17 protein-coding genes are annotated in these 20,786 nt (G+C 67.4%); 10 read left to right on the top strand and 7 right to left on the bottom strand.

Going from position 1 to position 20,786, the window contains the following annotated elements:
* Positions 1-3: 3 nt before the first annotated feature.
* Both thiL and fnr read left to right on the top strand, forming a co-directional pair.
* Complete coding sequence (gene thiL / locus V6X63_RS02995; protein WP_367967100.1) at positions 4-963, top strand: thiamine-phosphate kinase; 960 nt, start codon at positions 4-6, stop codon at positions 961-963.
* Between the two features lie 100 nt (positions 964-1,063).
* Positions 1,064-1,840, top strand: a complete 777-nt coding sequence (gene fnr, locus V6X63_RS02990; RefSeq protein ID WP_367967099.1) for a fumarate/nitrate reduction transcriptional regulator Fnr — start codon at positions 1,064-1,066, stop codon at positions 1,838-1,840.
* Positions 1,841-1,876: 36 nt separating this feature from the next.
* On the opposite strand, the gene sufT is transcribed toward fnr, so the two are convergent.
* A complete protein-coding gene (gene sufT, locus V6X63_RS02985) occupies positions 1,877-2,428 on the bottom strand; it encodes a putative Fe-S cluster assembly protein SufT (RefSeq protein WP_367967098.1) in 552 nt (183 codons plus the stop codon).
* A 128-nt stretch (positions 2,429-2,556) separates the two neighbouring features.
* Here sufT and V6X63_RS02980 point away from each other — a divergent pair, with 128 nt between their 5' ends.
* The gene (locus tag V6X63_RS02980; protein WP_367967097.1) at positions 2,557-3,858 is read left to right on the top strand and encodes an aspartate aminotransferase family protein; all 1,302 of its coding nucleotides are present in this window, start codon (positions 2,557-2,559) and stop codon (positions 3,856-3,858) included.
* A gap of 77 nt (positions 3,859-3,935) precedes the next feature.
* Entirely contained in the window at positions 3,936-5,195 is a 1,260-nt protein-coding gene (locus V6X63_RS02975; RefSeq protein ID WP_367978062.1) for an MFS transporter, read from the top strand.
* A gap of 10 nt (positions 5,196-5,205) precedes the next feature.
* Here V6X63_RS02975 and V6X63_RS02970 read toward each other — a convergent pair whose 3' ends face one another.
* The gene (locus tag V6X63_RS02970) at positions 5,206-6,645 is read right to left on the bottom strand and encodes an NAD-dependent succinate-semialdehyde dehydrogenase (RefSeq protein ID WP_367978061.1); all 1,440 of its coding nucleotides are present in this window, start codon (positions 6,643-6,645) and stop codon (positions 5,206-5,208) included.
* 30 nt (positions 6,646-6,675) lie between these two features.
* Positions 6,676-7,656: a D-2-hydroxyacid dehydrogenase gene (locus V6X63_RS02965; protein WP_367978060.1), complete on the bottom strand. Its 981-nt coding sequence runs from the start codon at positions 7,654-7,656 to the stop codon at positions 6,676-6,678.
* A 171-nt stretch (positions 7,657-7,827) separates the two neighbouring features.
* Between V6X63_RS02965 and V6X63_RS02960 the strand changes: the two genes are divergently transcribed.
* Positions 7,828-9,033, top strand: coding sequence for a pyridoxal phosphate-dependent aminotransferase (locus V6X63_RS02960; RefSeq protein ID WP_367967093.1), 1,206 nt, complete (start codon positions 7,828-7,830; stop codon positions 9,031-9,033).
* Between the two features lie 29 nt (positions 9,034-9,062).
* Here V6X63_RS02960 and V6X63_RS02955 read toward each other — a convergent pair whose 3' ends face one another.
* Positions 9,063-10,607 (bottom strand): GNAT family N-acetyltransferase, encoded by a 1,545-nt coding sequence (locus V6X63_RS02955; protein WP_367967092.1) that lies wholly within the window; start codon positions 10,605-10,607, stop codon positions 9,063-9,065.
* A gap of 68 nt (positions 10,608-10,675) precedes the next feature.
* On the opposite strand from V6X63_RS02955, the gene V6X63_RS02950 reads away from it, so the two are divergent.
* The 3 genes from V6X63_RS02950 to V6X63_RS02940 are packed head-to-tail and all read left to right on the top strand — an operon-like array spanning position 10,676 to position 15,836.
* On the top strand, positions 10,676-11,068 hold the full coding sequence (locus tag V6X63_RS02950) for a TraR/DksA family transcriptional regulator (protein ID WP_367967091.1): 393 nt from the start codon (positions 10,676-10,678) through the stop codon (positions 11,066-11,068).
* A gap of 17 nt (positions 11,069-11,085) precedes the next feature.
* Positions 11,086-12,816 (top strand): autotransporter assembly complex protein TamA, encoded by a 1,731-nt coding sequence (locus V6X63_RS02945; protein ID WP_367978059.1) that lies wholly within the window; start codon positions 11,086-11,088, stop codon positions 12,814-12,816.
* Positions 12,816-15,836 carry a translocation/assembly module TamB domain-containing protein gene (locus V6X63_RS02940; RefSeq protein WP_367978058.1) on the top strand — a complete coding sequence of 1,007 codons (3,021 nt, stop codon included), beginning with the start codon at positions 12,816-12,818 and terminating at the stop codon, positions 15,834-15,836. Before V6X63_RS02945 ends, V6X63_RS02940 begins: the two co-directional genes overlap by 1 nt.
* On the opposite strand, the gene V6X63_RS02935 is transcribed toward V6X63_RS02940, so the two are convergent.
* Positions 15,827-17,197: a DEAD/DEAH box helicase gene (locus tag V6X63_RS02935; protein ID WP_367967088.1), complete on the bottom strand. Its 1,371-nt coding sequence runs from the start codon at positions 17,195-17,197 to the stop codon at positions 15,827-15,829. The genes V6X63_RS02940 and V6X63_RS02935 overlap by 10 nt on opposite strands.
* A 95-nt stretch (positions 17,198-17,292) precedes the next feature.
* Between V6X63_RS02935 and grxD the strand changes: the two genes are divergently transcribed.
* Complete coding sequence (grxD, locus tag V6X63_RS02930; RefSeq protein WP_367967087.1) at positions 17,293-17,628, top strand: Grx4 family monothiol glutaredoxin; 336 nt, start codon at positions 17,293-17,295, stop codon at positions 17,626-17,628.
* A gap of 26 nt (positions 17,629-17,654) precedes the next feature.
* Here grxD and rnt read toward each other — a convergent pair whose 3' ends face one another.
* Together rnt and pyrC are read right to left on the bottom strand one after the other, a co-directional pair.
* Positions 17,655-18,287: a ribonuclease T gene (gene rnt, locus V6X63_RS02925; RefSeq protein ID WP_367967086.1), complete on the bottom strand. Its 633-nt coding sequence runs from the start codon at positions 18,285-18,287 to the stop codon at positions 17,655-17,657.
* Positions 18,284-19,342 (bottom strand): dihydroorotase, encoded by a 1,059-nt coding sequence (gene pyrC, locus V6X63_RS02920; protein WP_367967085.1) that lies wholly within the window; start codon positions 19,340-19,342, stop codon positions 18,284-18,286. Before pyrC ends, rnt begins: the two co-directional genes overlap by 4 nt.
* Positions 19,343-19,451: 109 nt before the next feature.
* Here pyrC and V6X63_RS02915 point away from each other — a divergent pair, with 109 nt between their 5' ends.
* On the top strand, positions 19,452-20,666 hold the full coding sequence (locus V6X63_RS02915) for an argininosuccinate synthase (protein ID WP_367967084.1): 1,215 nt from the start codon (positions 19,452-19,454) through the stop codon (positions 20,664-20,666).
* The last annotated feature ends 120 nt before the right edge of the window (positions 20,667-20,786 follow it).

The raw sequence follows: 20,786 nt of genomic DNA, 5'->3' as shown, positions 1-20,786 counted from the left end.
GGCATGGCCGGCTGTTCGGAATTCGACCTCATTGATCGACATCTCGCCGGCCTCGGCGCCGAGCGCGACGACGTGCTGCTGGGGCCGGGCGACGACGCCGCCATCACCCAGGATGGCGGGCGACCACTGCTGATGGCCCTCGATACCCTGGTCGAGGGGGTGCATTTCCCGGCGGATCTGCCGGCTTACTGGGTCGGCTACCGGGCGCTGGCGGTGAACCTGAGCGATATCGCCGCCATGGGCGGTGAACCCTGCTGGGCGCTGCTCGGTCTGACGCTGCCGGCGCCGGACGAGTCCTGGGTCGCGCAATTCGCCTCTGGGTTGGGCCGTCTGGCGAGGGCGTCCGGGGTCGCCGTGATCGGCGGGGATGTCACCCGCGGGCCTTTGACGGTGAGCCTGCAGATCACCGGCCGGGCGACCGGCGCGCCACTGCGCCGGGACGGGGCCCATGCGGGGGACAGGGTCTGGCTCTCGGGACGACCCGGCGAGGCCGCCGCGGGTCTGGCGGTCTGGCAGCAGGAGGGGGCGCGGGAGCAGGCCCGATGGCAGGGGCTGCGGCAGGCGTTCATCGCCCCCCGTCCCCGGGTCGCACTGGGACAGGCGCTGGTCGGTGTGGCCAGTGCCGCCATTGACCTGTCCGACGGCCTGGCGGCCGATGCGGGTCATATCGCCGCGCGCAGCGGCGTGGCGCTGCATCTCGATCCGCCACGCGGCCGGCCCTCGGCACGGCTGCTGCGCTGGGCGGGAGAGGCCGAGGCGCGTCGCCTGCAGCTCGGCGGGGGGGATGACTATGAGCTCTGCTTTACCGCGCCGCGGGAGGCCGATGTCATGGTGCGGGCGGCGGCCCGGCGCGCGCGCACACCGGTGCGATGCATTGGCGAGGTGCATGAGGGGGAGGGCGTCTGGTGGGGGGGTGAGCCCATCCTCGACCGCGCCGCCGGCTACTGCCATTTCGTCAGTTGATTCTGTGGTGGTAAGGACAGCGCATTCGGCGTAATATTTTCGCTAGGATCAAGGTGAACAGGAGGACGGGTCGCGCGGGCGACCGAAGGCAGGACAGCCAATGAGCGATTCCGATCCCTCGGACTTCCGGATCTCCAGTCTCCGCCAGGCCTGTGCCCACTGCAGCCTGAATCAGCTCTGTCTCCCCATGTCGCTCAGCGAGGCCGATATCGAGCAGCTTGATGCCATCGTCGAGCGCAAGCGGCCACTCCAGCGGGGGGATCACCTGTATCGGGGCGGAGACAGCTTCCAGGCCGTCTATGCGGTGCGCTCGGGCTCGCTCAAGACCTACACCACCACCGAGGAGGGTGAGGAGCAGGTCACCGGCTTTCACCTCCCCGGTGAGCTGATCGGGCTCGATGCCATCAATAGCTGGGTCCATCCCTGTTCCGCGGCGTCACTGGAGACGACCAGCATCTGCGAACTGCCGTTCGAGCAGCTCGAGCACCTGGCGGCGGATATCCCGGGGCTGCAGCGCCAGTTGCTGCGCCTGATGTCCAAGGAAATCTTCGCCGATCAGGAGATGCTCTTCGCCATGGCCCGGCGCAGCGCCGAAGAGCGCCTGGCGATGCTGCTGACGAGCTTCTCCGAGCGCTTCGCGCGACGCGGTCTGTCGGCCACCCGCTTCCGCCTGCCCATGGCACGCAGTGATCTGGGCAATTACCTGGGGCTGGCTCCGGAGACCATGAGCCGGCTTTTCCGGCGCTTCTCCGACCAGGGCTGGCTGAAGGCCGAGGGTCGGGAGATCCAGCTCATCGAACCGGATGCCCTCAGCGAGCTGGCCGGTCGCGGCCTCGCCGAGGAGCCCGAGCCGCAGCGCGGCGACGGGTCGGATTAGCGTGGCGGCGAGGGCATGGCCCCGCCACCCGCGACGTTACATCATGCCGGTCTGGAGTTTCGCGGCCTCCGACATCATCTCGAAGCTCCACGGTGGATCGAAGACGATCTCCACCTTCACCTCCTCGACGGTCGGGATCTGCCTGACCTTCTCGCGCACGTCATAGGCGAGGATATCGCCCATCCCACAGCCCGGTGCGGTGAGTGTCATGTCGATGTCCACCGACCGGGTGCCATCCCCGTTGAGCGTGATGTCACAGCGGTAGACCAGTCCCAGCTCGACGATGTTGATGGGGATTTCCGGGTCATAGCAGCGCCGCATCTGATCCCAGACAAGCTGCTCGACATCCTCCGCCGAGGCATTGTCCGGGAGCTCCGGCGTCGGCTCGGGCTCCTTGCCGATGGCGTCGGCATCCTTGCCGTCGATGCGGAACAGATTCCCCTGGATGTAGACGGTGTAGCTCCCGCCCAGTGCCTGGGTGATCATGCCCTCGGCGCCCTTGGGGATGATGCCCGTATCTCCCGCCGGGATGAGCGCGGCCTCGCAGTCGCGCTCGAAGATCACCGGCTCGTTGCTTTGCATCGCCATCCTTGAAAACCTCTTCAAAGTCTGTTGGTGAAGGATAGCAAACGGCGGTTTGTTGTCCGACCCGGGAGGAAATGATTGCGCGCTTCGCGTATGCTGAATTGGGAATTCTCTAGCCAGGAGGCTGTGTCATGAGTGACAACGTCCACCATCTCTCGCCGCTGCTGCGCCAGTCCAGCGACATTCTGGTCGAGCGCGCGCAAGGCATGTACGTCTACTCCGAGGATGGCGGCAAGTACATGGACTTCGCCTCGGGGATCGGCGTGCTGAGCACCGGCCACTGCCATCCGCGGGTGGTCGAGGCGGCGAAGGCGCAGATCGACAAGGTGGTCCACGCGCAGTACGCGATCATGAAGCATCGCCCGATCCTCGAGCTCTCGGATCGGATCGTCGAGCTGCTGCCCGATCACATTGACAGCGTGTTCTTCTCCAACGCCGGCACCGAGGCGGTGGAGGCATCCATCCGCCTGGCCCGACAGGCCACCGGCAAGCCCAACATCATCGCCTTCCGCGGCTGCTTCCATGGCCGCACCATGGGTTCGCTGTCCACCACCACCTCCAGCGCGGCGGTCCGCCAGGGCGTGCAGCCGATGATGGGCGGCGTGGTGACGGCGCCATTCCCGGATACCTACTGGTACGGAATGAGCGAGGACGAGGCGGCGGATTTCGCGCTGCGCGAGCTCGACTACATCCTGCAGGTCCAGAGCACGCCCATGGAAACGGCGGCGATGCTCATCGAGCCGATCCAGGGCGAGGCGGGTTACATCCCGGCCAACACCAAATACATGCAGGGGCTGCAGGAGCGCTGCCAGAAGCACGGCATCCTGCTGATCATGGATGAGGTGCAGTCGGGCAACGGCCGGACCGGCATGATGTGGGGGTACGAGCATTTCGGCGTCGAGCCGGATGTCGTGGTCTCCGCCAAGGGGGTGGCGAGCGGCTTCCAGCTCTCGTTCATGGCCGCGCCGGCATCGCTCATGAGCAAGGCCCTGCCGGGCTCTCAGGGCGGGACCTACGGCGGTAACGCCGTGGCCTGTGCCGCCGGCCTGGCAACGCTCGATGTCATGCGCGACGAGAAGCTCGTGGAGAATGCCGCGGAGCGCGGCGCCCAGCTCCGGGCCCGGCTCGAGGACGTCCAGCAGCGCCATCCGGAGATCGGCAATCTCTCGGGCAAGGGGCTGATGATCGGCACCCATCTGGTGGATGCCCACGGCAAGCCGGATGGTGATCGGGGCGCGAGGATGCTCAAGGCCTGTGAGCACCGCGGTCTGTTGATGATCCGCTGCGGCCCGTGGGGTGGCAACGTGATCCGCTGGATCCCGCCGCTGATCGTCACCGCCGAGGAGATCGACTGGGCGGTGGATCAGTTCGAGGCGGCGCTGGTCGAGACCGGGGGTGGCGAGCAGGGCGAGGCCATGCGCAGCACCGGCTGAGGCCACCCCTGCCGCCTCTGGCATCAACGACAAGGCCCGGTTCAGCCGGGCCTTTTCAGTTCAGGATCGACGGATTGATGCGCACTTCCCTGCAGCGCCTGGCGGGCTATCGGTACCTGCTGGGTTTCGGTTTCCTGCTGGCATTCCTCTCCGGTTCGGGCCAGACCTATTTCATATCGCTGTTCGGTGGCGAGCTGCGGGAGGCCTTCGAGCTGAGCAATGCGGAATTCGGCGGACTGTACTCCGCCGCGACACTGGGCAGCGGCCTGCTGGTCATCTGGCTGGGTCGCGGCGTCGACCAACTGCCGCTGCCGGTCTTCACGACCGGCGTGATGGCCGGGGCCGCCCTCGGAGCGGTGGCGCTGGCCGTCGCGCCCGGGGCCCTCTGGCTCGTCCCGGCGTTCCTGCTGCTGCGCCTGTGCGGGCAGGGCTTGATGATGCATGTGGCGCAGACCACGGTCGGCCGCCGTGTGACAACGGCAAGGGGAACGGCCATCGGAGCGGTCACCCTCGGCATGCCCGCGGGCGAGGCGGTGCTGCCGGCGCTGGCGGTGGCGCTGATGGCGGCCCTTGGCTGGCGGGGGAGCTGGTGGGTCATCGCGGCGCTGCTGGTGGTGGTGGCGCTACCGGCCTGCCTGCTCCTGCTGCGGCTGCATGTCCGTCTACCGGCGCCGGCCGCCACGGCTGAGGCGGACGGCGGGCGCTCTTCAGCATCCGCGGGCGCGCCGGTACCGGACTGGACCCGCGAGGCCGTGCTGCGTGATGCGCGCTTCTATCGCATCCTGCCGGCGCTGCTGGCGCCGCCGTTTCTGATCACCGCACTGTTCTTCCATCAGGTTCCCATCGCCAATGCCAAGGGCTGGAGTCTCGCCTGGGTGTCCACGGCCTTCGTGGTGTTCGCCCTGGCGCATGTGGTCTCCCTCGCGCTGAGCGGGACGCTGGTGGACCGGCTGGGGGCGCCCCGGCTGCTGCGGCTCTATCTTCTGCCCATGCTCACCGCGCTCCTCGTGCTCGGGTTCATGCCCGGTGACGCGGCGGCCATGCTCTATCTGGGGCTGGCGGGCACCAGTGTGGGAACGGCCGGTACGCTGATGGGTGCGCTCTGGCCCGAGCTCTATGGCGTCCGGCATCTGGGGGCGATACGGGCGATGGCCCACGGCGCCATGGTGCTCAGCACCGCGGCGGCGCCGGTGCTCGTCGGTGTGCTGCTGGATGCCGGTGTCGGCGTGCGGGGGTTGTCCGTGGCACTGGCGGCCTATGTGCTGGCGGGTATTCTGCTGATCCCGTCCATTCGGGCGCTGACCGCCCGGGAACCGGACGGTCAGCGATCGGGCTGAAGGCCCCTGCTCAGCCCACCGGGATGGTCTGCGTCTCGGTGAACTCGAAAAGCCCCTCCAGGCCGCCCTCGCGCCCGAAGCCGGACTGTTTCATGCCGCCGAAGGGCGCCTCCGGCGTCGGTCCACTGCCGGTGTTGAGCGCCGCATGGCCGAAGCGCAGGCGTTCGATGACCCGGTGGCCCCGGTCCTCGTCGGCGGTGAATACATAGCAGGCGAGGCCGAAGTCGGTGTCGTTGGCCATGCGCACCACCGCCGGCTCATCGGCGAAGGTGATGATCGGCACCAGCGGACCGAAGGTCTCCTCGCGATAGCAGGCCGCCTCGGCCGGGACGTCGAGCAGCACCGTCGGCGGGTAGAAGGTCCCGGCCAGACCGCTGGCATCGCCCTGGTAGATCTGCTGTGCGCCGTGGGCCAGGGCATCTTCCACATGCCGCTGGACCTTGGCGACGGCGTTCTCGTCGATCAGCGGGCCGAGGCGCGTGCCTTCTTTCATGCCATCGCCCACGGTCAGCGCCTTGACCCGTTCGGCCAGCTTGTCGGCGAAGCGGGCCGCCACGTCGGCGTGCACGAAGATGCGGTTGGCACAGACACAGGTCTGGCCGCCACCACGGAATTTGTTGCCGATGAGCTGGTCGGCGGCATGATCGAGATCGGCGTCATCGAAGATGATGTACGGTGCATTGCCACCCAGCTCGAGGGTGAGGCGCTTCACACCGGGTGCGGACTGACGGATCAGCTCGCGACCCACCTCGGTGGAGCCGGTGAAACTGATCACACGCACCGAGGGCGCATCGAACAGCGCATCGGTGATCGGGCCTGCCGAGCCCATGACCAGATTGGCCCTGCCCGCGGGCAGCCCGACCTCACGCTCAAGCAGGGTGAACAGCGCGATCATCGTCAGCGGTGTCTTCGACGAAGGTTTGATCACGCTGGGGCAGTCGGCGGCGATGGCCGAGGAGAGCTTCTTGGCGATCATGCCGATGGGGAAGTTCCAGGGCGTGATCAGGCCGACGACGCCGGCGGGCCGATGGTGGACATGCCAGGTGCAGTCGCGCGGATGCTCGTCGAGCGTATGGGGTGCCAGGGCGTCGATATGGGCGGCGGCATAGCGGAAGAATCCGGCGGCGTAATCCGCCTCGCCCTGCGCCTCGGCCAGCGGCTTGCCGTGTTCCATGCACAGAATGCGGCCGATCTCCTCGCGGTTGGCGATCAGCGCATCGGCAATGGCATCCAGCCAGCGGCGGCGCTGCTCACGATCGGCGGGCTGCTCCAGGGCGGCCTCCGCGGCGGCGATGGCCCGCTGGGTCTCGTCACTTCCCATGGCGGCGACATCCGCCAGATGACCGTTGTCGACCGGATTGGTCACTGCAAGCGTGCGGCCACTGTCGGCCATGACCCATTCACCGTTGATATAACCGCCGAGTGATGGGAGCAGGGGGGATTCGATCATGAAGCGCCTCGTTTGTTTGGGTTGCGTGAATCAGGCGGAGGGGACGAAGCCGTGGGCCTTGTCCACTGTGTTGTTCAGGGTCTCGCCGTTGCGCCAGCGCTCGAAGTTATCGATGAACTGCTGCGACAGGGCGGTCTTCCAGCCGATGAAATCGCCGGCCATGTGCGAGGAGATGTGCGCATTGGGCAGGTCCCAGAGCGGATGCTCCGGCGGCAGCGGCTCCTGCTCGAAGACATCGAGCGCGGCGCCGTCAATGGCCCCATCGCGGAGGGCGTCGACCAGTGCGTCGGTGTTGACGATGGGTCCACGCCCGATGTTGATGAGCCGTGCGCCGGGGTGCATGGCCTGGAACTCGGCCTCGCCGAAGAGCCCCTCGGTGTCGGCGGTGAGCGGCGCGGCGATCACCACGAAGTCGTAATCCGGCAGCACGGAGATCAGATCGGCCTGGGCATAGATCGCGCCGAAGTCATCATCCCCCGGCCGGGCACGGCGGCCCACGCCATCCGGGCTCATGCCGATCGCGCCGCAGAGGCGGGCGATCTGCCGGCCGATGGAGCCGGCGCCCACCACCAGCACGCTGCGCCCGGCCACCGGCTCGGTCTCGCGATGCTGCCACTGATGGCTCTGCTTGAGTCGCCAGTTGCCGGCGAAGTCCTTGCAGAAGGCAATGATCTGGCCGAGCACATATTCGGCGATGCAGCGGTCGAAGATACCGCGGGCATTGGTGACCGGGATGTCGCTCTCGCGCACCTCGGGGATGAGCAGTGCGTCGACGCCGGCGCTGGTGGCGTGGATCCACTCCAGCGCGTCGGCCGCGGGCCAGGCCTCGGCGAGCGCCTCGGTGCGGAAGTCCGTGACGCAGAGCACCCGGGCACCGGGCAGTGTGGCTCGAAGGCTCTCGGCATCCTCGGCGACCTGCAGCTCGGCGATCCCTTCGAGCGCGTTCATCCCCTCGGGAAGGCCTTCACCGGGCGCGGTGAGAACAACGATTTTGGGCCGGGCCTGGGTCATCCGATGCGTCCTTCTGTGGCGGGTCTGACCGCATGGACGGTAAACACCCCCGATGCACCGCGTCAACTGCGTCAGAATGCGCTCTGAGGGGCTTGACCGCTTTCCTCGCGAGGTCTAGCTTCGCGTTGATATCCGACGTTGTTCCGACCCGCAGCAAAAGGGGATCCGATCATGGTGAATCCGGTGGAGATGGACCAGGGCGATCAGGCCGAAGGGCCGCTGTTCAGCCCCTCCCTTCAGGCCATTCCGATGCCCGGCATCCGGCGGATGATCAATACCGCCGCCGGCATGGAGGATGTCATCCATCTGTCCATCGGCCAGCCCGACTTTCCCACGCCGCAACATATCGTTGAGGCGCATATCGATGCGCTGCGCGACGGGTATACCGGCTATACCATGGATGCCGGCCTGCCGGAGCTGCTCAGCGAACTGGCGCGCTACTACAGCAACCGCTACGACCGCGAACTCACCGAGGACAACTTCCTCGTCACCACCGGCGCCACCGAGGCGATGTACCTCGCGCTCACCGCCACGGCGGCACCCGGCCGGCAGTTCATCGTCACTGATCCGACCTTCCTGCTCTACGCGCCGCTCATCCGCATGAACGGCGGCGAGGTGAAGATCATCCCCACGCGCCCGGAGCACGGGCATCAGATCGACCCGCAGGAGGTGATCGATGCCATTGGCATGCGCACCTTCGCGATCGTGCTCAACTCGCCGAGCAACCCGAGCGGGGCCGTGTATCCGCGCGAGACCATTGAGGCGATCGTCCAGGAGGCCGCCTACCGCGGTGTCTATGTCTTCGCCGACGAGGTCTACGACCATATCCTGCTCGAGGAGGGGATGCAGTTCCCCAGTGTGATCAACTGCACGTCGGATCTCGATCACGTGATGTCGATCTCGAGCTTCTCCAAGACCTTCAGCATGGCGGGCTTCCGCATCGGCTGGATGATCTCCAGTCAGGGCGCGATCAAGAAACTGCGGCGCTATCACATGTTCACCACCACGGTGGCGAGTACGCCGGCGCAGTGGGCGGGTGTGGCGGCCCTGCAGGGGGACATGAGCTGCGTCGACGAGATGAACGCGGAATACCGGCGCCGCCGTGACCGGGTGGTGGAGCTCGTCAGCGAGACACCGCATCTCACCGGTTATGTGCCCCAGGGCGCGTTCTACGTCTTCCCGTCGCTGCCGCCGCGCACCGATGCCACGGACCTGTCGCTGCGCATGCTCGAGGAGACGGGCGTCTGCGTGATCCCCGGCGATGCCTTCGGCGACACCTGTGGCAACGCCATCCGCATCAGCTTCTCGAACTCCATGGAGAACATCGAGGAGGCGTTCGCACGCATGCAGCCCTGGCTGGCGAAGCAGAAGTTCTAGGCGGGAAGGCGCCGCCGTTCGTGGCGCCGTCAGTCCTCCAGCCAGTGCACGCGGTAGAGGTCCAGGCGCCGGTCCTTGGCGTTCTGGACCGAGCCCTCGGCGCGGAGCTGCTTGAGCTTGTCCATATCGAGATCCACCACCAGGGTCATCTCGGTGTTGGGGGTGGATTCACTGACGATGCCGTCGTGGGGGAAGGCGAAGTCCGAGGGTGAGAACACGGCCGCCTGGGCGTACTGGATTTCGATGTTCTCCACCCGTGGCAGATTGCCCACGCTGCCCGTGATGGCCACGTAGCACTCGTTCTCGATCGCCCGCGCCTGGGCACAGCGCCGCACCCGCAGGTAGGCGTTCTTGGTGTCGGTCCAGAAGGGCACGAACAGGATCTGCATGCCCTGATCGGCCAGCAGCCGGCAGGCCTCGGGGAACTCGACGTCATAGCAGACCAGGATGCCGATCTTGCCCACGTCGGTGTCGAAGGCCTTCAGTGCATCGCCCCCCTGTACCCCCCAGTAGAAGCGCTCATCGGGGGTGGCGTGGAGCTTGTAGTGATTGTCGATGGTGCCGTCGCGCCGGCACAGGTAGGCGACGTTGTAGAGCGCGTTGTCATCATAGACCGGCATGGACCCGGCGATGATGTTGATGTTGTACGACACGGCCATGCGGCTCATGGCATCGGTGATCTCGCCGGTGTACTGGGCGAGGCCGCGCATGGCTTCGGCGGGATCCTCCTGGTTGAACTGCGCGAGCAGCGGGGCGTTGAAAAGCTCCGGGAAGAGGATGAAGTCACAGTTGTAGCCGGCCATGGCATCGACGAAGAACTCGATGTTCGACATCAGATCTTCGAAGTTGGTCACGCGACGCATCTGCCACTGGACGGTGCCGACCCTGACGGTGGACTTGCGGCCACCGATGAGCGGCGTGCGGTCGCTCTCGTAGAAGATGTTGTCCCACTGCAGCAGCGTCGCGAAGGCCCGCGAGTCCTGATCCTCCGGCATGTAGGCGGTGATCACGCGGCGCACGTGGAAATCATTGGCGAGCTGGAAGGACAGGATCGGGTCGTAGAGCTCGCGGCGCTTGACCAGATCGATGTACTCCTCGGGCTTCATCTCGCCGGCATGCTCGCTGTAGCCGGGCATGCGGCCACCGGCCACGATGGCGCGCAGGTTGAGACTGCGGCAGAGCTCCTTGCGGGCGTCGTAGAGGCGCCGGCCGAGACGCATACCGCGGTACTCGGGGTCGACGAAGATGTCGACGCCATAGAGCACGTCGCCGTTGGGGTCGTGGTTGCTCAGATAGCCGTTGCCGGTGATCTCGTCGTACTTGTGCCGGTCGCCGTAGCGGTCGTAGTCGACGATCATGGAGATGGCCCCGGCGACCACCCGGCCGTTGTCCTCGATGCAGATCTGGCCCTCGGCGAAGCGGCTGACCTGCGCGGCGAACTGCTTGCGGGTCCACGCGCCGCCCAGATCGGGATAGACCTGGTCCATGATGTGCTTGACATCGGGATAGTCCGACAAGCGCAGATGGCGGAGCCGCAGGTGATGTTCCTCGGCGCTGGCGTCCTGTTCACTCATGCGATTGAGGATATCATGGGGCCCTCTCGAGTCAGAGAGCAGGACACTCATCACGGCAGGAGCTGACAATGAACGAGAATCTGTCCGCCGAGGAGCGCCAGGCACTGCGCAGGGAGCTGGAGAAAGAGCAGACCGCGCTGCGCGAGGAGATCCGCAGCGAGGTGCTGGCTGCCGATCTGCACCGCGCCGAGGACATCGCCGACCGGGTCCGTGATCCGGGCGATGAGTCGCTGGTGGATCTGCTCGCTGACATCGAATACGCCGACATCGACCGCCATATCCAGGAACTGCGGGCCAACGAGGCGGCGCTGCGCGCCTGGCATGAGGGTGGCTACGGGATCTGCGTGGACTGTGGCGAGCCCATCCCCTTTGCCCGGCTGCAGGTCTCGCCGTCGGCCTCGCGCTGCATCGACTGTCAGGAAGCCCATGAGCGCGCCGGGGGCCGGCCGCCACGCCTCTGAGACGGACTGTCGGGGGCATGGGATGCGCGCCATGGCGATGGCTCCTCGTACTGGCCGTTGCCTCGCTACTCGCCGGCACCGCGGCGGCCGAGGTCCGTCTCACGCTCACGGGCGTTGATGGCGAGGCCGCCGAGAACATCCGTGCCCACATCGACCCGGCCGTGGATCTGGACTCCGATCTGGCCGCGGATCTCTACCGGGATCGGGTGCGCAGCCAGGTCACGGAGGCGCTGGAGGCGCTGGGCTACTATCAGGCCCGCAGTCAGATCAGTCTCCGCTCGGTGCAGGGACACTGGGCGCTCTCCATCGACGTGGATCCCGGCCCTCGGGTGACGGTGCGCTCGGTCAATGTCCGCGTCACCGGAGCGGGCGAGGATGATGCCGCCTTCCAGCGACTCACCGAGCGTCTGCCCCTGCGTCCCGGCGAGCCGCTCAACCAGGGCGACTACGAGCGCAGCAAGCGGGCCCTGCGCAATCTTGCCCTTCAGCGGGGCTATTTTGATGCGCGGTTCACCACCGCACGCCTTGCCATCAATGTTGCCGGTGCCTGGGCGGATGCCACGCTGGTCCTCGCCACCGGGCCGCGCTACGCGCTGGGCGAGGTGCGCTTCTCGGCGACGCCTTTCCGACGCAGCTTCCTCGAGCGGCTTGTGCCCTTCGAGCCGGGCACGCCCTACACCGCCGACGCCGTTGCCGATCTCAACAGCCGGCTGCTCGAGAGCGGTTACTTCAGCGATGCGCTGGTCGAGACCCGCCGCGATGAGGCGGTGGATGAACGGATCCCGGTGAAAGCCGATGTGGTGACCCGCGACCGCAACACCGTGACCACCGGGATCGGCTATTCCACCGACGAGGGCCCGCGCACCCGGCTCGGCTTCGAGCGGCACTACATCAACAACCGCGGGCACCGCCTGAACAGCGGGCTGCGCCTCTCGACGGTGCGCCAGAGCGTGGATGCCCGCTACGAGATCCCGCTCGCCGATCCCCTCAACGACTATCTCGCGCTCGCCACGGGCTGGCAGAAAGAGGATATCGAGGCGAGCCGCAGCGAGCGCTACACCGTCTCGCTCAGCCGGCGCCAGGGCTTTACCTCGGGCTGGGTGCGCACGCAGTCGCTGCGCTGGCTCGACGAGCGCTTCAGCGCGGGGCTGGATTCGGGGACGAGCCGTCTGCTGCTGCCCGGGCTCGCGTTCACGCGGACCCGCTCCCGCGGCGGCATCGATCCCTACCGCGGTGACCGGCAGACCTACTCGGTGGAGTTGGCGGCCCGGGATGTCATGTCCGACCTGGACATCGCCCGCCTGCGCCTGAGCAACACCTGGCTGCGCAGCCTCGGCGAGCGCAACCGCTTTCAGTTGCGCGCCGACCTCGGTGGCATTGCCACCAATGACTTCGACCAGACGCCCACCTCCCTGCGCTTTTTCGCCGGCGGCGACCAGAGCGTGCGCGGGTTCGCCTACAACAGCCTCGGCCCCCGGGATGCCAGCGGCGATGTGGTCGGCGGGCGCTATCTCGCCACCGGCAGTCTTGAGTACAGCTACAAGGTGTTCGGCAACTGGCGCCTGGCGACCTTTGTGGATGCCGGTAATGCGTATGAGCGTATCGATGACTTCGACCCGGCGGTGGGGACGGGATTCGGGGTGCGCTGGTCATCGCCGGTCGGTCCCCTGCGGCTCGACTTTGCCTGGGGCGTGAGCCGCGAGGATGTGCCCTTCCGCCTGCATATCTCCGTGGGCCCCCCGTTCTGATGCCTGGCCTGCGCAGTCTTCTGCTGACGCTGACCTTCGGCCTGGCGCTGGGGGTTGCCTGGCTGATCAGCACGACCGAAGGCGCACGCTGGCTGGCGGCCCGCGGAGAGGCCCTGGTGCCCGGCCTGCAGCTCTCCGTCGTCTCGGGCACGCTCTGGGACGGGCTGGTGCTTGCTGATGTCGCCTGGTCGGCGGATGACCGGCGCGTGACCGCCGGCCGGCTGGCGCTGGAATGGCGCCCCGACTGTCTGCTGCGCTGGCAGGTCTGTATCAAGCGCTTGACGGTCGTCGATGTTGAGGTGGACTGGCCGGCGGCCCCCGTTGGGCCGGAGAAGGCCGCTGAGCCGTCGGCGGAGGGCGGTCCACTGGATGCCCTGCCTGAGCGGATCCATCTGCCGGATCTGAGCCTGCCGGTGGATGTCCTCATCGAGGGCCTGCGGATCGAGCGGGTGGCGATCCGGCGGGGAGGCGACGCGGGGGATGCGCCTGCGCTTGCGTTGAGCGTTGTCGACCTGGCCGCACGCCTTGTCGATGACCGGCTGACCGTCGAGCATCTGGATGTCGCCGGCGGGCCGGGCCAGGCCAGCCTGTCGGGAGAGGTCGTGTCGGCGGGTGCCTGGCCGGTCGATCTGCGCTGGTCGGTGCAGCCGGACGGCGCCCTTACCGCCGGCGAGTCACTGCGGGTTGCCGGGCGGCTGACCGGCGAGGCGGCGGATCTTGAACTCAGCGGCGAGCTGTCGGGCGCCCGGACGGCGCGGTTCGATATCGGCCTCCGCCTGCTTGGACCCTCCCGTCAGGTGAACGCGAGTATCGAGGCGGAGCAGAGTCGGCTCGCCCTGGACGCGCGTCTGAACGACACCCTGCAACTCGATGGCCGCTTCCAGGCACCCTCGCTGGAGGCCTTCTGGCCGGGGCTCTCCGGCGGGCTCGAGGGCCGTTTCGAGGTGAGCGGGGAGCCGCTGCGCCCATCGGTGACCGGCACAGTGACCGCCACGGCGATTGCCTACCAGGGACTGGCCCTGGCGCAGGCGGATCTCGATGCGGACTGGTCGGCGCACCGGGGGGGTGAGATCGATCTTCAAGTGCTCGGCCTGATGCGGGACGACACCCGACTGGGTGACCTGCGGCTGTCCCTGCAGGGTGAACCCGCCCGCCATCGCCTGGTCCTGACGGCGGATGACGGACCGATCGCCGCGCGGCTGGTGGCCCGTGGCGCCATGGAGGCAGGCGCCGATGCCTGGGCCGGGACGATCACCGAGGCGACCGTCACCGCGGCCGGCCGACGCTGGCGGATGACGGGGGCGCCCTCGCTGGATATCGGTGCGGAACGGGTCCGGCTGGCCGGTCACTGCTGGGTCTGGCAGGACGTCCGGGTCTGTGCCGAGCCGCTGCTGGCCGATCCCGATCGGGCACAGGCCCGGCTGCGTCTCGCACGCATGCCGCTGGCGCTGCTCGAGCCCCATCTGCCCGAAGGATTCGCACTGCTCGGTGAGGTGACCGGGACGGCGGCATTCGACTGGCAGCGCGACACCGGCCCCAGCGCCCGGGTGACGCTGGTCAGCGCCGACGGTCGCATCGAGGTGCCGCAGGACCGTGGCGACGGCGCGCTGTCGCTGGACTATGACCGAATCGTCATCGATGCCGATCTGCGACCTGATCAGGCCAACCTGCGGCTCGGCCTGGCGTCGCCGGCCATTGGCACCGGAGGCATCGTCGTGCAGACCGACCCGTCGGATGCCGCCCGGCCGATCGATGGCATTGTGTGGCTGGATGGCGTTCCCCTGGCACCGCTCGCCGCCACGCTGCCGCAACTGCGCCGCGTTCGCGGTGTGCTGCAGGCGCGGGGCGAGCTGCACGGCACGCTGGCCGACCCGGTTTTCCGGGGCTCTCTGCGGCTTGCCGATGGTGAGCTTCTGCCATCGGCGCTGGTGACGCCGCTGGAGGCGATCAACCTGACCGCGCGCATCGACGGTCGAGTGGCGACGCTTGCGGGTGGTTTCCAGGCCGGCGATGGCGAGGCCAGCGTGGATGGGCGGCTCGACTGGGAGCAGGTGGAGCTGCGCGGGCGGATCGATCTGCGCGGCGAGGACCTGGCCATTGATGTGGGGACGCTGGCCGAGCTCACGGTGAGCCCGGCTATGAGCCTGGAGATCACGCCGCAGACACTTCGGCTGAGCGGCGAGCTGCGGGTCCCCGCGGGTGAGCTTCGGCTGGACCAGCGGGCGCCGGGTGCCGTGCGGGTCTCGCCGGACGCCGTGCTGGTGGATGATGCCGGCGAGCCGCTGGTAAGCGCCGAGGTGGACGCCGGCGGACGGACGCTGGAGAGCGACCTGCGGCTGGTGCTGGGGGATGCGGTGACATTCTCGGCCCAGGGCGCGACCGGGCGGCTCGGCGGTGAGCTGCGCCTGCGCCAGATCGGCGCCGAGGGGGCGGAGGGCGAGGGCGTGCTGAATATCCTCGATGCGAGCTATGAGGCCTATGGCCAGTCGCTGTCCATCCGCCGCGGGCGCCTGATCTTCGCCGGCCCGCTGGCCCGGCCGCGGCTCGATATCGAGGCCGTCCGGGAGTCGGCGGACATCCTCGCGGGCCTGCGCGTGACCGGCCCCGCCGATGATCCACAGGTGCGGCTTTTCTCGCGCCCGACGATGCCCCAGGCCAGCATTCTTTCCTATCTGGTCACGGGCCGGCCGCCCGGCCAGGGCACGCCCAGCGAGGAGGCCCTGCTGAGCCGTGCGGCACTGTCACTGGGTGTTTTCGGTGGCGGGCGCATGGGCTCGGCGATCGCCGAGGAGCTGGGTGTCGAGGACTTTCAGCTTGAGGCCACCGGTCAGGGTGAAGACGCGCAGGTGGCGGTCAGCGGCTATCTCGCCCCCAATCTGATGGTGCGCTACGGCGTCGGCGTGTTCCAGCCGCAGAACACGCTCAGCCTGCGCTATTACCTCACCGGTCAGCTCTATCTGGAGGCCGTGAGCGGTGCGGAGAACGCCCTCGACCTCTTCTACTCGTTCAACTACGACTGATCGCCGCCTTCGTTCGGCGGGGGAGCCGCGTCGCCATTGGACCCGGCGGGCCTGGAGCTCCGGCTCGATCCGCGCGGGCCGCCGTTGCCACGGCCGCCACCATTCCCGCGCCGGCCACCACCGCTTCCGCCGCGGCTGCGGCTGCCACCGCTGCTGCTGCGGCGGTTGTCCATGCGGGCCGCCGGCTTGATGTCCTCGGCGATGAGCTCTGGCGGTGCCATTTCCGAGGGGATCTTCTGGTCGATGTACTGCTCGATGTCGGGCAGCGAGTAGACGTAGCTCTCGCAGGCAAAGCTGATGGCATCGCCCGTCGCGCCGGCCCGGGCCGTCCGGCCGATCCGGTGGACGTAGTCCTCGGCATCCTGCGGCAGGTCGTAATTGATCACATGGCTGACCTCGGGGATGTGAAGCCCGCGGGCGGCGACGTCGGTGGCGACGAGGATGGGCAGTTCGCCGGCCTGGAATTTGGCAAGGAGCTGCTCGCGTTTGTTCTGCGGGATATCCCCGGAGATGACCGCGGCCTTGATGTCGTTGCCGAGCAGGTAGCCGGTGACCTTGTCCGCGTCGCGCTTGGTGTTGACGAAGATGAGCGTGCGTGTGGGTTCCTGCTGGCGGAGGACGCCCAGCAGCAGGCCGATCTTCTGGTTGTTCTCGACGTGGTAGAGCGTCTGCCGGACCTTGTCGGCAGTGATGGTGTCGGACTCGATCTGTACCGACTCCGGGTCGTTCATGTGCTCGTAGGCGAGTTCGCGGACGCGCTCGGAGAGGGTCGCCGAGAACAGCATGTTGAGCCGCTCCTCGGGTGGCGGCATGCGCCGCAGCAGGTAGCGGATGTCGGCGATGAATCCCATGTCGAACATGCGATCCGCCTCGTCGAGGATGCAGACCTCGATGTTGTCGAGGCTGAAGACGCGCTGCTTGTAGAAATCGATGATGCGCCCCGGCGTGCCGATGAGGATGTCGGTGCCTTTCTCCAGGGCCTTGCGCTGGCTCTCGTAGCCGGTGCCGCCATAGATGCAGGCGAATTCCATGCCGGTGAACCAGCCCAGGCGCTCGGCGTCCTTGTGGATCTGCAGCGCGAGCTCGCGGGTCGGCGCGAGCACGATCGCCCAGGGGCCGACCTTCTCGGCGGCCACGGGGTTGGTCATGAGCCGGTGCATGCAGGCGAGCAGAAAGGCGGCCGATTTGCCGGTGCCGGTCTGTGCCTGACCGGCGACATCACGGCCTTTCAGGGCGATGGGCAGGGCCGCGGCCTGGATCGGTGTGCAGTGCTCGAAGCCCGCTTCCTGCAGACCGGTGAGAAGGGATTCGTGGAGTCCGAGGGACTCGAAACGCGTGTCAGACAGATGATTTTGTTCCATGGCCGCGCAGGATACCGTATCCACAGGGTTTTTGCCCCTCGCCTGATATTGGTCCAATCCGTACACTGATCGTACGGATTAACAAAGGAGCCGAGATGAGCGACGTACAGGACAGCATTCGCGAGCAGGTGGAAGGCAATCCGGTGATTCTCTACATGAAGGGCTCACCCCAGTTCCCCCAGTGCGGCTTCTCGATGCGCGCGGCGCAGGCGCTGGCCGGCTGCGGCGTGGAGTTCGCCTACGTCAATGTGCTGGAGGACGAGGGCATCCGCCAGGGCATCAAGGAATACGGCAACTGGCCGACCATTCCCCAGCTCTACGTCAACGGCGAGCTGCTGGGCGGCTGTGACATCATCATGGAGATGTACGAGTCGGGCGAGCTGCAGCAGGCCGTCCAGTCCGCCGCCGGCAGCGAGTCGGACAACGCCTGATCCCGCCGGGGGCCGCGGGGCCGGGCTCAGGCTCCGGCCCCATAGTCGGGATGGTCATTCAGCTCATCCCAGCGATTGACGATGGTGCAGAAAAGCTCGGCGGTCTTCTCCGCATCATAGATCGCCGAGTGCGCCTCCCGCGCATCCCAGCCCAGGCCGGCCGCCGCCACGCCCCGCGCGAGCACGGTCTGCCCGAACGCCAGCCCCGACAGGGTCGCCGTGTCGAAGCACGAGAACGGATGAAACGGGTTGCGCTTGATGCCGCTGCGGTTCACCGCCGCATTCAGGAAGCCCAGATCAAACCAGGCGTTATGGCCCACCAGCACCGCGCGGCTGCAGCCGGTGGCGCGGATGGTCTCGCGGATCGGCCGGAAGATCTGACGCAGGGCCTCATCCTCGGGGATCGCCATGCGCAGCGGATGGTCCGGGTCGATGCCATTGAATTCCAGCGACTTGGGATCGAGATTGGCGCCCTCGAACGGTTGGACATGGGTGGTGTGGGTCTCGCCGGTGTAGAGCGCGCCGTCCTCGTCCATGTGGACCATGACGGCCGCGATCTGCAGCATGGCATCCGTGGCGGCATTGACGCCGCCGGTCTCGATATCCACCACCACGGGCAGGAAGCCGCGGAAGCGTTGATTGATGGCACGGGTGCTCATGAGGCCTCCGGGGCGAGGGTGTCATCGGTGAGCGACCAGGCGATCTCTTCGCCGGCGCGCAGCGGCACGATGTGCCCGTCGCCATAGGGCAGCGCCTTGGGTATCGGGCGCGGCTGACGCTGCAGCGTGATGCGGTCGCCATTGCGCGGCAGGCCGTAGAAGTCGGCACCGAAATGGCTCGCGAAGCCCTCCAGCCGCCCGAGCGCGCCGGCCTGATCGAAGGCCTCGGCGTAGAGCTCGATGGCGAGTGGCGCGCTGAAGATGCCGGCGCAGCCGCAGGCATTCTCCTTGGCATGTCGGGCATGGGGCGCGCTGTCGGTGCCGAGGAAGAAGCGGGGATGACCCGAGGTGGCGATGTCGATGAGCGCCTCGCGGTCGCGCTCGCGCTTGAGAATGGGCAGGCAGTAGTGGTGGGGGCGCACGCCGCCGGCCAGCAGATCGTTTCGGTTCATGAGCAGATGCTGTGGCGTGATGGTGGCGCCCAGGCGCTCGGGTCCCTGGCGGACGAAATCCACGGCCGCCGCCGTGGTGAGGTGCTCGAGCACCACGCGCAGGTGGGTATGGCGCGCGAGCAGCGGCGCCAGCCGCTCCTCGAGGAAGATCGCCTCGCGATCGAATATGTCCGTCTCGGGTCGGGTGACCTCGCCATGGATGCAGAGCGTGAGGTCATGTTCGGCGATCGCGGCCAGCGCGTTGTCGCATCGGCGGATGTCGGTGACGCCGGAGTCGCTGTTGGTGGTGGCGCCGGCGGGGTAGAGCTTGACCGCGTGTATGAATCCGCTGGCCGCGGCGCGCTCGATCTCCTCGGCCGGGGTGTTGTCGGTGAGATAGAGCGTCATCAGCGGCTCGAACGCGCTGCCCTCGGGTCGCGCCGCGAGGATCCGCTCGCGGTAGGCGCCGGCCATTTCGGTGGTGGTCACCGGCGGCACGAGGTTGGGCATGATGATCGCGCGGCCGAAGCGGGCCGCGCTCCAGTGGACCACGTCCTTGAGCACGACGCCGTCGCGCAGGTGAAGGTGCCAGTCATCGGGTCGAGTCAGCGTGAGCGTTTCCATGCAGCCAGTGTATCAGGGCCGGCGCCGCACGCCTTGATTCTCCCTGCCGGCGCGCCGATCATTGCTGCGCAACAGGACCCCGAAATTCTTCAATCCGAGAGTGCATTTCATGAGCGAGATCAAAAAGGTCGTCCTGGCCTACTCCGGCGGGCTGGATACCTCCGTCATCCTGCAGTGGCTGCGCGACCACTATCACTGCGAGGTGGTGACCTTCACCGCCGATCTGGGTCAGGGCGAGGAGCTCGAGCCCGCGCGCGCCAAGGCACAGGATCTGGGCGTCGAGGAGATCTACATCGATGACCTGCGTGAGGAGTTCGTGCGCGACTTCGTCTTCCCGATGTTCCGTGCCAACGCCATTTATGAGGGCGAATACCTGCTCGGCACGTCCATTGCCCGTCCGCTGATCGCCAAGCGTCAGATCGAGATCGCCCGGGAGACCGGCGCCGATGCCGTCTGCCACGGCGCGACCGGCAAGGGCAACGACCAGGTCCGCTTCGAGCTCGGCTATTACGGCCTCGAGCCGGGCATTCATGTCATCGCGCCCTGGCGGGAGTGGGATCTGAACTCCCGCGAGCGCCTGCTCGCCTATGCCGAGGAGCGCGGCATTCCCATCGAGGGCAAGAAGGAGGGTGGCGGCTCGCCGTACTCCATGGACGCCAACCTGCTGCATATCTCCTACGAAGGCGGGGTGCTGGAAGACACCTGGACGCCAGCGGAGGAGGACATGTGGCGCTGGAGCGTCTCGCCCGAGGCGGCGCCGGATACACCCACCGAGATCGACCTCGAGTTCCGTGGCGGGGATGCCGTCGCCCTCAATGGCGAGGCCCTGGCCCCCCATGACATGCTCTCGCGGCTCAACCAGCTCGGTGGCGATAACGGCATTGGCCGCATCGACATCGTCGAGAACCGCTACGTCGGCATGAAGTCGCGCGGGTGTTATGAGACGCCGGGCGGCACGATCCTGCTGCGGGCCCATCGCGCCATCGAATCGATCACCCTCGACCGTGAGTCGGCGCATCTAAAGGATGAGGTCATGCCCCGTTACGCCGAGCTCATCTACAACGGCTACTGGTGGAGCCCGGAACGTGAGGCGCTGCAGGCGCTGATCGACAGGACCCAGGCTCGGGTCAACGGCATCGTCCGGCTCAAGCTCTACAAAGGCAATGTCATCGTCGTCGGGCGTCGTTCCGAGTCGGACAGCCTGTTCGATGACAGCATCGCCACCTTCGAGGACGATGCGGGCGCCTATGATCAGAAGGACGCGGAGGGCTTCATCAAGCTCAATGCCCTGCGTCTGCGCGTCGCGGCGCGGCGCGGCGAATAGCGCGTCGGGGCCCCGGCCGGTCCCGCAGCCGGGTCGTTGACCCGATGCGGGGCAATGGATAAATTGGAATCATACCAATTCTCATTCGCATGGAGATGTCGTATGGTTGCCAATCGCTGC

The sequence above is a fragment of the Spiribacter onubensis genome (assembly GCF_040838425.1).
GTDB classification, from domain to species: Bacteria; Pseudomonadota; Gammaproteobacteria; order Nitrococcales; family Nitrococcaceae; genus Spiribacter; species Spiribacter onubensis.
The sequence above is the reverse complement of the archived record's forward strand: the minus strand, read 5'-3'. Positions and strand labels throughout refer to the sequence as shown.

Excerpts from the sequence above, each read along its gene's own strand:
- V6X63_RS02965 (WP_367978060.1), bottom strand. The coding sequence starts at position 7,656 with ATGACCCAGGCCCGGCCCAAAATCGTTGTTCTCACCGCGCCCGGTGAA.
- sufT (WP_367967098.1), bottom strand. The coding sequence starts at position 2,428 with ATGGCGATGCAAAGCAACGAGCCGGTGATCTTCGAGCGCGACTGCGAG.
- V6X63_RS02975 (WP_367978062.1), top strand. The coding sequence starts at position 3,936 with ATGCGCACTTCCCTGCAGCGCCTGGCGGGCTATCGGTACCTGCTGGGT.
- V6X63_RS02940 (WP_367978058.1), top strand. The coding sequence starts at position 12,816 with ATGCCTGGCCTGCGCAGTCTTCTGCTGACGCTGACCTTCGGCCTGGCG.
- V6X63_RS02950 (WP_367967091.1), top strand. The coding sequence starts at position 10,676 with ATGAACGAGAATCTGTCCGCCGAGGAGCGCCAGGCACTGCGCAGGGAG.
- thiL (WP_367967100.1), top strand. The coding sequence starts at position 4 with ATGGCCGGCTGTTCGGAATTCGACCTCATTGATCGACATCTCGCCGGC.
- V6X63_RS02970 (WP_367978061.1), bottom strand. The coding sequence starts at position 6,645 with ATGATCGAATCCCCCCTGCTCCCATCACTCGGCGGTTATATCAACGGT.
- V6X63_RS02945 (WP_367978059.1), top strand. The coding sequence starts at position 11,086 with ATGGGATGCGCGCCATGGCGATGGCTCCTCGTACTGGCCGTTGCCTCG.
- V6X63_RS02935 (WP_367967088.1), bottom strand. The coding sequence starts at position 17,197 with ATGGAACAAAATCATCTGTCTGACACGCGTTTCGAGTCCCTCGGACTC.
- V6X63_RS02960 (WP_367967093.1), top strand. The coding sequence starts at position 7,828 with ATGGTGAATCCGGTGGAGATGGACCAGGGCGATCAGGCCGAAGGGCCG.
- rnt (WP_367967086.1), bottom strand. The coding sequence starts at position 18,287 with ATGAGCACCCGTGCCATCAATCAACGCTTCCGCGGCTTCCTGCCCGTG.
- V6X63_RS02955 (WP_367967092.1), bottom strand. The coding sequence starts at position 10,607 with ATGAGTGAACAGGACGCCAGCGCCGAGGAACATCACCTGCGGCTCCGC.
- V6X63_RS02915 (WP_367967084.1), top strand. The coding sequence starts at position 19,452 with ATGAGCGAGATCAAAAAGGTCGTCCTGGCCTACTCCGGCGGGCTGGAT.
- V6X63_RS02980 (WP_367967097.1), top strand. The coding sequence starts at position 2,557 with ATGAGTGACAACGTCCACCATCTCTCGCCGCTGCTGCGCCAGTCCAGC.
- grxD (WP_367967087.1), top strand. The coding sequence starts at position 17,293 with ATGAGCGACGTACAGGACAGCATTCGCGAGCAGGTGGAAGGCAATCCG.
- pyrC (WP_367967085.1), bottom strand. The coding sequence starts at position 19,342 with ATGGAAACGCTCACGCTGACTCGACCCGATGACTGGCACCTTCACCTG.
- fnr (WP_367967099.1), top strand. The coding sequence starts at position 1,064 with ATGAGCGATTCCGATCCCTCGGACTTCCGGATCTCCAGTCTCCGCCAG.